The 13,145-nt window shown below is 56.3% G+C and carries 13 protein-coding genes; 2 read left to right on the top strand and 11 right to left on the bottom strand.

Translation table 11 applies throughout. The features are described from left to right. Positions 1 to 3 precede the first annotated feature (3 nt). The 6 genes from tal to pdxA form a co-directional block, all read right to left on the bottom strand. The gene (tal, locus tag ABLU88_RS00225) at positions 4 to 954 is read right to left on the bottom strand and encodes a transaldolase (RefSeq protein ID WP_049084516.1); all 951 of its coding nucleotides are present in this window, start codon (positions 952 to 954) and stop codon (positions 4 to 6) included. A gap of 30 nt (positions 955 to 984) precedes the next feature. After that, positions 985 to 1,443, bottom strand: coding sequence for a ribose 5-phosphate isomerase B (rpiB, locus tag ABLU88_RS00220; RefSeq protein ID WP_004101165.1), 459 nt, complete (start codon positions 1,441 to 1,443; stop codon positions 985 to 987). A 28-nt stretch (positions 1,444 to 1,471) separates the two neighbouring features. Next, entirely contained in the window at positions 1,472 to 1,846 is a 375-nt protein-coding gene (locus tag ABLU88_RS00215) for a PTS glucitol/sorbitol transporter subunit IIA (RefSeq protein ID WP_032693899.1), read from the bottom strand. 1 nt (position 1,847) lies between these two features. Beyond that, positions 1,848 to 2,867 carry a 2-keto-3-deoxygluconate permease gene (locus tag ABLU88_RS00210; protein ID WP_148851700.1) on the bottom strand — a complete coding sequence of 340 codons (1,020 nt, stop codon included), beginning with the start codon at positions 2,865 to 2,867 and terminating at the stop codon, positions 1,848 to 1,850. Positions 2,868 to 2,959: 92 nt separating this feature from the next. Further along, positions 2,960 to 4,678: a four-carbon acid sugar kinase family protein gene (locus ABLU88_RS00205; RefSeq protein ID WP_348836073.1), complete on the bottom strand. Its 1,719-nt coding sequence runs from the start codon at positions 4,676 to 4,678 to the stop codon at positions 2,960 to 2,962. Positions 4,679 to 4,713: 35 nt separating this feature from the next. Next, positions 4,714 to 5,721 (bottom strand): 4-hydroxythreonine-4-phosphate dehydrogenase PdxA, encoded by a 1,008-nt coding sequence (gene pdxA, locus ABLU88_RS00200; RefSeq protein ID WP_014228860.1) that lies wholly within the window; start codon positions 5,719 to 5,721, stop codon positions 4,714 to 4,716. Positions 5,722 to 5,963: 242 nt separating this feature from the next. Here pdxA and ABLU88_RS00195 point away from each other — a divergent pair, with 242 nt between their 5' ends. Then, the gene (locus ABLU88_RS00195) at positions 5,964 to 6,758 is read left to right on the top strand and encodes a triose-phosphate isomerase (protein WP_032719679.1); all 795 of its coding nucleotides are present in this window, start codon (positions 5,964 to 5,966) and stop codon (positions 6,756 to 6,758) included. A gap of 41 nt (positions 6,759 to 6,799) precedes the next feature. Then, complete coding sequence (locus ABLU88_RS00190; protein ID WP_004101147.1) at positions 6,800 to 7,762, top strand: sugar-binding transcriptional regulator; 963 nt, start codon at positions 6,800 to 6,802, stop codon at positions 7,760 to 7,762. 296 nt (positions 7,763 to 8,058) lie between these two features. Here ABLU88_RS00190 and cobB read toward each other — a convergent pair whose 3' ends face one another. From cobB to lolC, 5 genes are read right to left on the bottom strand one after another with little or no spacing between them, the layout of a single operon-like run. After that, positions 8,059 to 8,889: a Sir2 family NAD+-dependent deacetylase gene (cobB, locus tag ABLU88_RS00185; RefSeq protein ID WP_032693896.1), complete on the bottom strand. Its 831-nt coding sequence runs from the start codon at positions 8,887 to 8,889 to the stop codon at positions 8,059 to 8,061. A 14-nt stretch (positions 8,890 to 8,903) separates the two neighbouring features. After that, the gene (nagK, locus tag ABLU88_RS00180) at positions 8,904 to 9,815 is read right to left on the bottom strand and encodes an N-acetylglucosamine kinase (protein WP_032693895.1); all 912 of its coding nucleotides are present in this window, start codon (positions 9,813 to 9,815) and stop codon (positions 8,904 to 8,906) included. A 48-nt stretch (positions 9,816 to 9,863) separates the two neighbouring features. After that, entirely contained in the window at positions 9,864 to 11,108 is a 1,245-nt protein-coding gene (gene lolE / locus ABLU88_RS00175) for a lipoprotein-releasing ABC transporter permease subunit LolE (RefSeq protein WP_014228856.1), read from the bottom strand. Next, entirely contained in the window at positions 11,108 to 11,809 is a 702-nt protein-coding gene (gene lolD, locus ABLU88_RS00170) for a lipoprotein-releasing ABC transporter ATP-binding protein LolD (protein WP_014228855.1), read from the bottom strand. Before lolD ends, lolE begins: the two co-directional genes overlap by 1 nt. Continuing rightward, entirely contained in the window at positions 11,802 to 13,001 is a 1,200-nt protein-coding gene (gene lolC, locus ABLU88_RS00165; RefSeq protein WP_004849945.1) for a lipoprotein-releasing ABC transporter permease subunit LolC, read from the bottom strand. The genes lolD and lolC overlap by 8 nt, the downstream gene beginning before the upstream one ends. Between the last annotated feature and the right edge of the window lie 144 nt (positions 13,002 to 13,145).

Below are 13,145 nucleotides of genomic sequence, written 5' to 3'. Positions count from 1 at the left end.
CCCTTACAGCATCTGCTGAATCTGATTTTCCAGTTTGACCTGATCGACCGCGAACAGGCGGATACCTTCCGCCAGTTTTTCCACCGCCATCGGATCCTGATGATGCTGCCAGAGGAACTCCGCCTGAGTTATCGGGCTGGGGCGGGTTTCCGTCACGCAGCCGGGCGCCAGCTGGCGACTCAGCGCGCCTTCGCTGGCGGCCAGTTCATCAAGCAGCGCCGGGGAGATAGTCAGGCGATCGCAACCCGCCAGCGCCTGGATCTGCTCGATACGGCGGAAGCTGGCCCCCATCACCACGGTGTCGTAGCCGTGAGATTTGTAGTACTGATAAATCTGGCGCACGGAAACCACGCCCGGATCGCTGTCGACCTGATACTCCGACTGCGGTTGGTTTTTCTGATACCAGTCGTAAATACGCCCCACGAACGGCGAGATTAAAAAGACGCCCGCTTCGGCGCAGGCCCGCGCCTGGGCAAAGGAGAACAGCAGGGTCAGGTTACAGTTGATACCGCTTTGTTCCAGCTCCTCTGCGGCGCGAATCCCCTCCCAGGTGGCGGCAAGTTTGATAAGGATGCGTTCCGGCCCGATGCCGTTCTTTTCATACATCTGAATAAGCTTGCGCGCCTTCGACACGCACATCCCGCGATCCCAGGCAAAACGGGCATCGACTTCGGTAGAAATACGCCCCGGCACATGACGCAGTACCTCGGTACCGATATCCACCGCCACCTGATCGCAGGCGTTTATCAGCTGCGTTTCCGGGCTGCCGCCCTGCCGACGCGCCTTGCCGATTGCGTCGGCAATCAGCGCCTGATACTGCGGGAGCTGCGCGGCCTTCAGCACCAGTGAAGGGTTGGTGGTCGCATCCTGCGGGGCAAATTTTTTAATCGATTCGATATCGCCGGTGTCGGCAACCACCGTGGTGTATTTTTTCAGTTCGTCTAACTGGCTCATAGTCTGTTCCTTATATTACGACTGCGGATATTAATCTCTGGCGTGCTGGTGTTCGTAATAGTCGATACGCTCCACTTTCGACGCGGAGCCGCCGCCTTCATATTCGGATTCAAGCCAGGCCTGAATAATTTTTTTGCCCAACTCCGGGCCAATCACGCGCGCGCCAAGAGTGATAATCTGCGCGTTATTACTTTTGCGCGCCCGCTCGGCGGAGAAAGTATCGTGGCATTGGGCGGCTCGTATCCCCGGCACTTTATTCGCCACAATGCTCATTCCAATGCCGGTGCCGCAAATCAGGATGCCGCGATCGTGCTCGCCCTGCTTTATTGACATTGCCACCGCGTGGGCAACATCCGGGTAGACCATGCTGCCCTGGCGTTTATCGCTGCTGTAATCCGCGACCTTAATTCCCTGCCCATTCAGATAAGCGACGATAGCGTCGCGAAAAGCATAGGCGGCATCATCCGCACCAATAGCGATTGTTTTCATGATAATTTCCTTAATTTAGCTGTACGTCTTAATTTAGTTCCGGATAGAAAAAGATTTGGTCGCCGCGCTGAATATTCTGGGGGACGTCACCATTGAGATGCACCATCCCCGGTAATTCAGCGGTGGCAGCGCCATCAAATTTTAAAGTGATATGGCCAAGCTGTTTTAAATTTGCCGTTGCAACACAACCTACCGCCGTGACTCGATAAATAGTCTCATTTATTTTCATTATCTGCCCGGGTGACAATTCAGCTGTCAGCTCACTGCTCTGATGTACGGCGCAATACATCGCAATATCGTCAGGAACGGATTCAGAAAATAAAATCAGCTGATGCTCCTGTAGAGAGTTTTTGACATATTCCCCGACAGCCGTGATAAGTAATGAATACAACGGCGCGATCATATTATTTGTTCCCTTTGGTGGCAGGCGAAGATAATGTCACTTTCTCTTCACTGGTTTCTTCTTTTACTGGTTCAACCCTCGGCGAGCGCTTTTTCAGACGTTTATCAAACCAGGCCACCAGTATCGGCGCGGTAATCATGGTGATGATGCTCGCCGTCGCCAGCTGCGCGGTCGCGGCATCCACGTACATCGCCAGCGAGGGGTCGGCCTGAGCCACCATTGCCGGCGTCAGCGCAGAGCTGGCGGCGGTTGTCCCCAGCGCGGCGCCCAGCGCGGTTTTCTTCTTCAGGAACAGGTTGTAGATAAAATAGAACACAATGCCGGTTAGCGCAGAGATAATGCCAAGCAGGATCCCGGACAGTCCGGCGGTAAAGACCGTGTTAATGCTGGAATTGGCGCCGATGGCAAACGACATAATAATGATAATCAGCGGCTGAGCGGCGGCGCACAGCTGTTTGAAACGATCATCAAGGTTGCCCCATAGCATACCAATCAGCAGCGGGATCAGCATCGATAGCAGCGCGGCGAAAGGAATATTGGCCAGGCCGCTGACCCCCAGCACCATCATGGTAACAAAGGGCCCATCCTTGACGCAGAAGACGGAGATCGCCCCGGCGTCGCTGGCATCGCCGTAGTTGCTGCACAGCGCGATATATAGCGAGCTGTTGGAGCTGGTTAAACAGGCAATCAGTGCCAGGGTCGAAATACCGAGGAAACCGTTGGGGCCAAACATCGCTCCGGCCACCCATACGGCCAGCGCGCCGGCGAGGCATTTCAGGAACAGCAGCACCGCGCCTTTATAGAGCGGCAGGCCGGCCTGGCGGATATTGATCGAGGTACCGCAAATCAGCAGAAAAATCCCCATCATTGCGCTGGAACCAACCTTGAATAATGCGGTCGTCGGGCCGCCGATGCCCAGGACTTCCGGTGCAAAGGTATTAATAAGAATCGCCGCGAGCAACGGAATAATAATTAAACCGCCTGGCACCTTATTCATCTTCTCTAATATATTTATGTTCATAGGGTAACTCATAAATTATGATTTAACAGAGATAACGACGCAATACTACCCGGACGACCATTACGTCGTTTTTTATTTATATGACCGGTGGGTTATAGCTGCGCTTCTTTATAAATTCTTTCAACAATAGTACTAATAATATCTTCTGGTCCGGTTAAACCGCCTTTACCGACGCAAATCAATCCCGCATAATCGCCGCCGATAATACGCACCATATCGGTTTGCGGTATCACGTAGTCAATCATTTCAATCCCGGTAGCGCCGAGCTCTTTAAGAACATTCACCATCGTATCGCCACCGGTCATATACAGGCCTTTAATTTCTCCGGCTGCGCAGTTAAGCACGTCACGAACAATATTCCCCAGTCCCTGGTTAATATTTTCCGCAGCCTGTCCGTGGGCCAGCCCAAAGCGCTGCTCTTCTTCCTGAAGATTCAGCAGCCGCCCGGTTAACGCGGATTCAAAAACGAAGATGGCGTTCTGCTGTGCCGGCACGCACTGCCGGGCATGCTGCACCACGCGATTCACTTCGATTTCAGCGGCGTTTTTCCTGTCAACCAGCAGTTCGGCATCAACAGGAATGTGACATACTCTTTCGTCATTAGCGATCAGATGCTGAAGCTGCTTTTTAGTCACCGGCGTGGCGCTACCGGCAACCACCAGAATCGAACCGCGCGGGTTTTCCGCCCCTGACGACGCTGTCGCGCTGCTGCGCGCTTCCCGCATCAGGCCACGACGGACCGCAAGCCGCTCGGTAAAAGGCCCCGGGTCGACCGCCAGCACGTTCCAGTTCAGCGCCACCACCGCCCCGGCAATCGCATCGACATCGTCAACGGTAATCGCATCGACGACGATCACCCGCACGCCGCGCTGCTGCTGTTCCTGGAGATCCCGCTGCAGTTGCTCCTCGCCTTTCATCACCGAGGCCAGCGCGATATGTCCGACCTGATGATGGGTCTGTGCCTCCAGCAATCCCGGCACCCAGGATTCAGTAACCGGGGTACGCACATCGCGTGCGACATCGGTTCGCGAAAGCGCGACGGAGTCAATTACCGAATAGCCGCCAACCAGAATACGCCGCGACTGCGGCATCGCCGGCACGACTACGGCAACCGTTTCCAGCGGCAACTGTTCCAGCATGGCATCAATTTCAAAGCCGATGCCGCCGCGCAGCGTGGTATCAATACGCTTGGTAAAGTAGTGCGCGCCGCGCGCCTGCAGCTGCTTCACCGCGGCGCTGACCTGCTGCTGGGCTTCCGCTTTCGGCAAAGGACGGCTGTCGCTGCTAACGACCATCGCCGGATACTCCACCTCATTGCGGGCGAAGGATTCAGTATCGAAGAACGCGGCGGTTTTTAACCCGCTACGCGCCAGCAGCACCCCGACGGTGGTCGCGCCGGTCAGATCGTCGGCCACGATCCCCAGCTTACCGCCTTCCCCCTGCGGCCAGATCATTTCAATACAGGCAGGCATCACGCCGGAGACGTAGATCCCTTCATGAATAAACTCCGCCAGCGGGCCACTTTTACCGGTGGGATGGAGGTTAATCGTCGGAATACCGCGTTTGGGATAGAGACCGCAGCGTAGCGTGCCGCCGCAGTCGATAACCATCAGGCCGATCTCCTCTTCCGGCGGCTCGCCATTTTTAAATACGTCGACGGAAGGCCAGCCGGTCAGTTCGCTCAGGCGCTCAACAACCGGGGGACAAATCCCCCCGGTGATATAAGCAATCTTTTTCGCCTGGCTAATATTAATGGTCAGCGGCCCGCCCCAGCCCTTACAGCCTTTGCTAATTAACAGATGTTTTTCCATTTCTCTGCCCTTTTGCTTCGCATTAACCTCAGCGATTAGTGGTTTTTCATTTTCCAGTAGCTCACCGCGGCCATCGTGGACTCCAGCATACTGACGGTGCCCGCTTTACCGGTGCCGGCAATATCAAACGCCGTGCCGTGGTCTACCGAGCTACGCATAAACGGCAGGCCAAAGGTAATGGTCACGGAACGCTCAAAATCGAGGGTTTTACAGGCGATATGCCCCTGATCGTGGTAAAGCGAGAGGATGGCGTCATAGCGCCCCTGTTTACCCAGATGGAAGACGGAATCTGCCGGCACCGGGCCGATGGCGTTAATCCCCATTTCCTGCGCCGCTTTGACTGCCGGGATGAGGTTATCGGCTTCTTCGTGGCCAAACAGGCCGTTGTCTGAACCATGCGGATTCAGCGCGGCTACCGCAATGCGCGGATTTTTGATATTTAGCGCGGTGAACTCATGGTGGATCTGCTGCACGCAGGCCAGAACGCGCTCTTTATTGGCGTAATCGCAGGCGTCTTTAAGCGCCATATGACGGCTCACGAAGAAGACCCGCAGGTTATGAACGTGGAACATGGTCAGGCCATAATCGGATTGCGTTTCAACCTGATAGATCTCGGTATGACCCGGCAGTTTACACCCCGCCAGCTTGATTGCTTCTTTATGAATCGGCGCGGTAGAGACCACATCGATCAGGCCGGCTTTCCCCAGTTCGATAGATTTCAGAACATAGTCCAGCGACATCTGCCCCGCCAGCTTCTGCACTTTGCCCCATTCAATGCTCTCGCAGTCATAATCATCGGTTTCCAGCACGTCCAGCGTACCCCAGCTGAAGCGAGCTTCCTGCGGATGGCTAATTTTGTTAATCGGAAAATCACAGCCCATGATTTTCATTGCTCTGGCGATAATCGGCGCTGAGCCAATCAAAAAAGGTTTGCACTCGTCGTAGACGCTTTTCTCCATCATCGTCGCGACTGAAATCTCCGGACCAATCCCGGCAGGATCGCCAATGGTAAGTGCGACAACGGGCTTTTTCTCTTGTGACATCGTGGACCTCTCGTAGTGAAAATCGGTTTGTTCATATGTTCAATAGTGAATCATATGGTCAAAACATTACCTGATGATTGAGAGGTTATTGGTGATTTAGATCACATAAAAAAATCCATAGATTTATTTTATAAAAAAATGTGATCTAACATATGTTCATTGGGTGATAAAAAGTTCAATCTCACTCATAAGCGAAAGCCATTTCACGACAAGCTATTGATTTACCTATTACGGAGAACAAAATGGAACAAATCTGGTTAGGAACCAGCTGGAAAATGAACAAACCGTTATCGCAAGCCATGGCCTTTTGTGAAACGCTGGCGCAGCGGTTACCGCAGGTGAGGCATCCGAAAATCCAGCCGTTTATTATTCCCCCTTTCACCGCCATTTATCCCGTCAGCCAGTATCTACAGCAGCATCAGATCCCCTGCCTGACCGGCGCGCAGAATATGCATGAAGCGGAAAACGGCGCCTGGACCGGTGAAATATCCGCCGCCATGCTGGCTGAAACCGGCGCCGCCCTAGTCGAGCTTGGTCACTCCGAGCGTCGCGGCGCGTTCAATGAATCCGACGCCGCCATTAACCAAAAAGTACATCGCGCCCTGCGTCATGGCCTTCGGCCTCTGATCTGTATCGGCGACAGCGCCGATGAAAAACGCTGGCAGGTCTCACGGGAAACGGTAGTGCGGCAGATGAAAATCGCGCTTTATGGCCTGAATGAACAGCAGGTTTTACACACTCTGGTTGCCTATGAGCCCATATGGGCTATCGGCGAACACGGCACGCCGGCGACGCCGGAGCAGGCCGCAGAGATCCACCGGGCGCTGCGTCAGGCGTTATGCGAGACCTTCAGCGAAGAAATCGGACGGCGCATTCCCCTGCTGTACGGCGGTAGCGTCAATCGGCAAAATGCCGTAGAACTCCTTCAGCAGGATGACATTAACGGACTGTTTATTGGCCGCGCGGCATGGGATGCCAACGGCTATTGCGACATTGTTCAACGCGTTACAGAGGAATTTATTCTTCAGGCGCAGTAGTATTAGGGAGACATCAAAGATGGAAACACCAGGCGATAACTATGACTGAACAAGACTCAGATTATGCGCTGCTGACAGAAATTGCCGTGGCCTATTACGATCAGGAGCAAACCCAGGAAGAGATTGCAAAACGCTTTGGGATCTCACGCATTAAGGTCGGTCGGCTGCTGAAAAAAGCTCGCCACGAAGGAATTGTCGAGATCAGCGTGAAATACCACCCGGTCTTCAGCTCCCAGATTGAGCAGCAGTTTATCTCCCATTTCGGCATCAAGCGCGCGCTTATCGCCCTGGACCATCACGACGAGGATGAACAGCGCCAGCAGGTCGCGGCGCTGGTCAGCAACTATCTCGCCGGGATCCTCAAAAGCGATATGACGGTGACCGTCGGGCAGGGTCGCAACGTCGCCGCCGTGGCCAACCACGTGGGGATTTTTCCGGAGCGCAACTGTCGCTTTATTTGCGGTATCGGCGGCACCAAGCGCGACAACCAGCTGATCGATGCCGATCACATCAGTCGAAACCTGGCGCGTAAATTCAACGGTTTTAGCGAAACGCTGTACGCCCCGGCCTATGTCGAAACGCCGGAACTGCGCTCGGCGTTTATGCAAAACCGGCTGATTAAAGCCACGCTCGAACAGGCCAGCAAGGCGGATGTCGCCATCATTGGCCTTGGCGATATGAATGAAAATAGCTTTATGGTGCAGCTCGGCTGGTTCTCCCCACAGGAGATTGCGACCGCGCGCCAGGAACAGGGCGTAGTGGGCGATCTCGCCGGCTATAGTTTTTTCAATATCCAGGGTAAACCGGTTGATACGGTGATGAACGATCGGGTTATCGGCCTGAGCCTTGAACAGCTCCGCGCCATCCCGTGCGTGATCGCCATTGCTTCGGAAAGCACCAAGGCAACGGCGATTCTCGGCGCGCTGCGCACCGGCGTGATTGACGTGCTGGCCACCAGCGCATCCAATGCCCGGGCGGTGATTAATATGCAGAAGGCGCTATGAATAAAGGGCGCCGCGGCGTCCTGAATTTCATGAGCGACCTGCCCTGGCGATTGTCGTACGCTTTTTCTCGGGCGGTGGCAAAAGCGTGGATTATTTCTTGTCCTGGTTTTCGTTAAGACAGCAGCAAGCTTTCCCGCAACATAATTCAGCGGCTTCCACAACGCGCTCAGCACGATAAGCGGGCCGAACCACGCCGAACCGCCCCTACTGCGGCCAAAAATATCGCGGCAGATATTGCTAATGGGCTATCCATAGCCACTCCTGTTTTCCGTAACGCTGTAGTGATGAGGTTGCGTTTATCCTGCCAGCTGTTTAAGCAGCTTTTCCACAAAGAGCGGCACCACTTCGCTTGCCAGGCCATAGTGCTTTTCGGCAAATTCGCTGCCCACCTGGCTTGGCTCGAGGTTGAGCTCTACCGTATGGGCGCCCTGCAGCCGCGCTTCGTGAACAAAGCCTGCCGCCGGATAAACGTGCCCGGAAGTGCCGATGGCGATAAAGATATCGCACTCGGCCAGCGCAAGGTAGATCTCATCCATATCCAGCGGCATCTCGCCGAACCACACCACGTGCGGGCGCAGCGGCGCGGGGAACTGGCAGCAGTGGCATTTGTCTTCCGTCGTCACATCGCCGGTCCACGCCAGCACCTGGCCGCTCCACGAGCAGCGCACCTTCAGCAGCTCGCCGTGCATATGAATCACCCGGCGATTGCCCGCGCGCTCGTGCAGATTATCGATATTCTGGGTGACCAGCAGAAAACGATCGCCCAGCGCCTCTTCCAGCCGCGCCAGCGCCTGATGCGCCGCGTTGGGCACGATGTCCGGTCCTTGCAGCTGGCGGCGGCGGTCATTGTAAAACGCCTGCACCAGCGCCGGATCGCGGGCGAAGCCTTCCGGCGTCGCCACGTCTTCCACCCTATGCTCTTCCCACAGGCCATCGGCGGCGCGGAAGGTTTTAATTCCCGACTCTGCCGAAATACCCGCGCCGGTTAGCACCACGACTCTTGGTTTTTCCATCGTTTCAGGGGTCTCCTTATCTTCGCCGAAGAAAATCCGCTGACGCAGACGGTCTCGTAACCGACGCTTATTGCGGCGAAATCGGCTTAATCGATGTAAGCGGCGCGACTGCATAGCTACCTCTGTCGTTATTGAGTCAGATGAAGGAAGGCCGCACCGCGCATGCCTCCGGCATCGCCATGACGCGCGCGCTCAATGCGCGGCACGCTGGCAACGGGAAGCAGATGTCGCGGCAGGCGCTGCGCCAGCCCTTCGGTTATTGCTGTAAAGTTAGACAATCCACCGCCAAGCACCAGCAGATCCGGGTCGACAATCGTTAAAATATTGCCCAGGCATACCGCCAGTAAATCGAGATAGCGCTCGACGTGCTCGCGCGCCTTCGCGTCGCCCTGCTGCCATAGCGCGACGATCTCGGGCGAGGTTAAAGCGTGTTGGTAAAAATGTTCATACAGCCAGGCGAAGCCGCGTCCGGAAAGGTAGTTTTCAATGCAGCCCAGCTGGCCGCAGCCGCAGCGCGTAAGCGGAAAATCGCGCCCCACCACCTCCAGCGCATCCACCGGCAGGCGGATATGGCCGAATTCGCCGGTAATATAGCGATGCCCGGTAATCGATTTTCCGTTGAGCACCAGCCCCCCGCCAACCCCGGTGCCGAGGATCATCCCCATCACCAGCGGATATTGGGTGAACTCGTCATCCCACGCTTCGGAGAGGGCAAAACAGTTGGCGTCGTTATCAAGCCGCACATCGCGGCCCAGACGTTCGCTCAGATCGGCCCGCAGCCGCCTGCCGCTGGCGGCGGGCACGTTGGCGGCGTAGAGCGTGCCGTCTTCCGTCTCCGGCATGCCCGGAATACCGATGCCCACCGAGCCCTGGCAGCCGAAGCGCTGGTCGGCTTCTTCAACCAGCTCCTCTACCGCCTGCAAAAATGCTTCGTAGCTCTCTTTCGGCGTGGCGACGCGTTTTTCCCACTGCAGCCGCCGCGATTTATCAAATACGCCCAGCGCTATCTTGCTGCCGCCAATGTCAAATCCATAGTACATTTCAGCAATTCCTCTTTACTGGTCAGCAAAGCCGACCATGACGATAAATTACTGGCCACTCAGCACCCTCGCCGGGTCAATGCGGCTGGCGCGGCGGGCGGGATACCAGCTGGCCAGCAAACTCAGCAACAGTGCCGTCACCAGCACGTAAACGACGTCCAGCCAGTGCAGTTCAGACGGCAGGAAGTCAATAAAATAGATGTCGCCGGAGAGGAATTTATGCCCGATCAGGTTCTCAATACCGTTAATGATTGCGGTCAGCTTAAAGGCGCAGATAACGCCAATCGCCACCCCAATCAGGCTCCCTACCGAACCGGCAAGTAAACCATACCATACGAAAATCGCGCGGATCAGCCCGTCTTTTGCGCCAAGCGTGCGCAGCACCGCAATATCGCCGCTTTTATCTTTCACCGCCATCACCAGGGTCGAGACGATGTTAAAGCAGGCCACGCCAATCACCAGCACCATCGCCAGGTACATAATGGCGCGGATCATCTGAATGTCCCGGTACATATAGCCGTAGGTGCCTATCCAGCTCTTGATATAAACGTAGCTATTGGTCACCTGGCCCGCATCGCGTACCAGGGTGTTGGCATGAAACACGTCGGTCACTTTGATGGCGATCCCCGTCACGCTGCTGCCCATATCAAGGTACTGCTGCGCATCCTGCATGGGAATCATGGCAAAACTATGATCGAGCTGACCGCTGAGCTGCAAAATACCGGCGACGTGAAGCCTGACGCGCTTTGGCTGCAGCAGCTGATGCTCGGCATCGGAGTTAGGGATCATAATTGACACCCAGTCCCCCTGCTTAACGTGCAGGGCATCGGCGACGCCTTTACCAAGGATCACCTGCTGTTCGCCGGCTTTAAAGCTGGCCCACGCATTGTTCTGCACAAAGTTGGGCAGCGAACTGAGACGGCTCTCCTGCTGCGGGTCAACGCCTTTCACCTGGATGGCGCGCATATTACTGCCGCTCTCCACCAGCCCGGTGAAGTTAATATATGGCGCCGCGGCAACGATGCCTTTGACCTTCTCAACCTTCGCCAGCGCCTCGTTCCAGTTGTTCCACGGCTGGTTCACCGGTTCAATCTCACCGTGCGGGACCACCGCCAGAATGCGGTTGTTGAGCTCGCGTTCAAAGCCGTTCATCGCGCTCAGGCCAACGATCAACACCGCCACGCCCAGCGCGATACCGATCGTCGAAATAACCGAAATCAGCGACACCATCCCACCGCGCCGCCGTCCACGGCTGAAGCGCAGGGCAATCAATAACGATAACGGAGAAGCCATTACTCAGCCCCCATCAGGGAGAGTTCGGCTGTCAGGCGCCCGTCGCGCATCTCCAGCTGGCGGCTCATGCGTTTTGCCAGCTGCAGGTCGTGGGTCACCACCAGGAAGGCGGTACGCTGCGCCACGTTCAGCTCGCCAAGCAGCTGAAAAATGCTGTCGGCGTTGCGGGCGTCAAGGTTACCGGTGGGCTCGTCCGCCAGCACCAGGCGCGGTTTATTGACCAGCGCGCGGGCAATCGCAACGCGCTGACGCTCGCCGCCGGAGAGCTCCGACGGACGGTGGTCGCTGCGGTGCTCAAGCCCGACGGCGCGCAGCATCGCTTTCGCCTGCCGCTCGATATCCGCCGCCTTCTGCTTACCAATCAGCAGCGGCATCGCCACGTTTTCCAGCGCGGTGAAATCCGGTAAGAGGTGGTGAAACTGATAGATAAAGCCCAGTTCGCGGTTGCGCAGATCGGCGCGGGCGGCGGCGGAGAGCTGGCTCATCGGCTGGCCGGAAAAGATAACGTCGCCGGAGGTCGGCGTATCCAGCCCGCCAAGCAGATGCAGCAGCGTACTTTTGCCGGAACCGGAGGTACCGACAATCGCCATCATCTCGCCCTCCTCAATGCTGAAGCTGACATCATGCAACACGTCGGTTTGCACGGTGCCTTCCTGATAGCGTTTGCACAGGTTGTCGCATTGCAGCAGGATCTTATTCATAACGTAAAGCCTCAGCGGGTTGAGTGGCGGCAGCGCGCCATGAAGGATACAACGTAGAGAGTAATGCCAGCACCATTGCCACCAGGGCAATCACAATGACCTGCAGCGGCTCAATGGCCACCGGCAGCGCGGCGCCGTCGAGGAACGCGCCGATAATCGGCATCAAATTATTCAGCTGGCTGGCCAGCAGCGCGCCCAGCCCGGCGCCAAGCAGCGCGCCGACGATCCCGGCGCTGGCCCCCTGAACCATAAAGACCAGCATGATCTGCCGCGGCGTCAGGCCGAGGGTCTGGAGAATCGCCACCTCGCCCTGCTTTTCCATCACCATCATTCCCAGAGAGGTAATGATGTTAAAGGCGGCGACGGCGACGATCAGGCTCAGCAGCAGGCCCATCATATTTTTTTCCATCCGCACGGCCTGGAACAGTTCGCCTTTACGCTCGCGCCAGTCCTGCCATTTGGTCCCTTCCGGCAGCGTCTGCTGGCTGAGGGTATCCACCTGTAAAGGCTGATTCAGCCACAGCCGCCAGCCGGTAATATTTCCCTGCGGGTAGCGCATCAGGCGCGAGGCGTCGTCGATGTTGGTCAACATTTGATAACCATCGACTTCACTGCTGGCGGCAAAGGTACCGATTACGTTAAACAGGCGCTGGCTGGGAAGCCGCCCCATCGGGGTAAACTGGCTGGCGGAAGGCACCATCACGCGGATTTGATCGCCGCGATTGACGCCCAGCTGTCCTGCCAGCTGTTCACCCAGGATGACGTTATACTTGCCGGCCTGCAGATCGCTCTGCTTGACGTTAACCAGGTAGGGCGTCAGGGGATCTTTTTGCGCCGGGTCGATGCCGAGCATCACGCCGACCGCCACGCTGCGGGCGCTTTGCAGCACCACATCGCCGGTGGTCAGCGGCGCCACGCGGGTGACCCCCTGTAATCTGGCTGCGCTTTCCGGCAGCTGTTGCGGGTTTACAGACCCCTGCTTGGCGCTAAGAATGGCCTGCGGCATCAGCCCCAGGATGTTGTTTTGCAGCTCGCGTTCAAAGCCGTTCATCACCGAAAGAACGGTCACCAGCGCCATCACGCCAAGCGTAATGCCGATGGTCGAAAGCCAGGAGACGAAACGACCGAAGCGGTCGGCTGCGCGCCCACGCATATAGCGAAGGCCGATAAAGAGTGCGGCAGGTTGATACATGTAATCCATCTGATTGCTGATAGCCGATGCCCGAGTATATAAGCGATTATGGGCAGCGTAAATGACTGATACCTGTAGATTTTATTGACAAAAACAGCAAAACATCAATATAAACAACAAGATAGACAGGTAAGTCATTATTTA

The organism is Klebsiella sp. GW_Kp182, from assembly GCF_040062275.1.
Lineage (GTDB): Bacteria > Pseudomonadota > Gammaproteobacteria > Enterobacterales > Enterobacteriaceae > Klebsiella > Klebsiella michiganensis.
The sequence above is the reverse complement of the archived record's forward strand: the minus strand, read 5'-3'. Positions and strand labels throughout refer to the sequence as shown.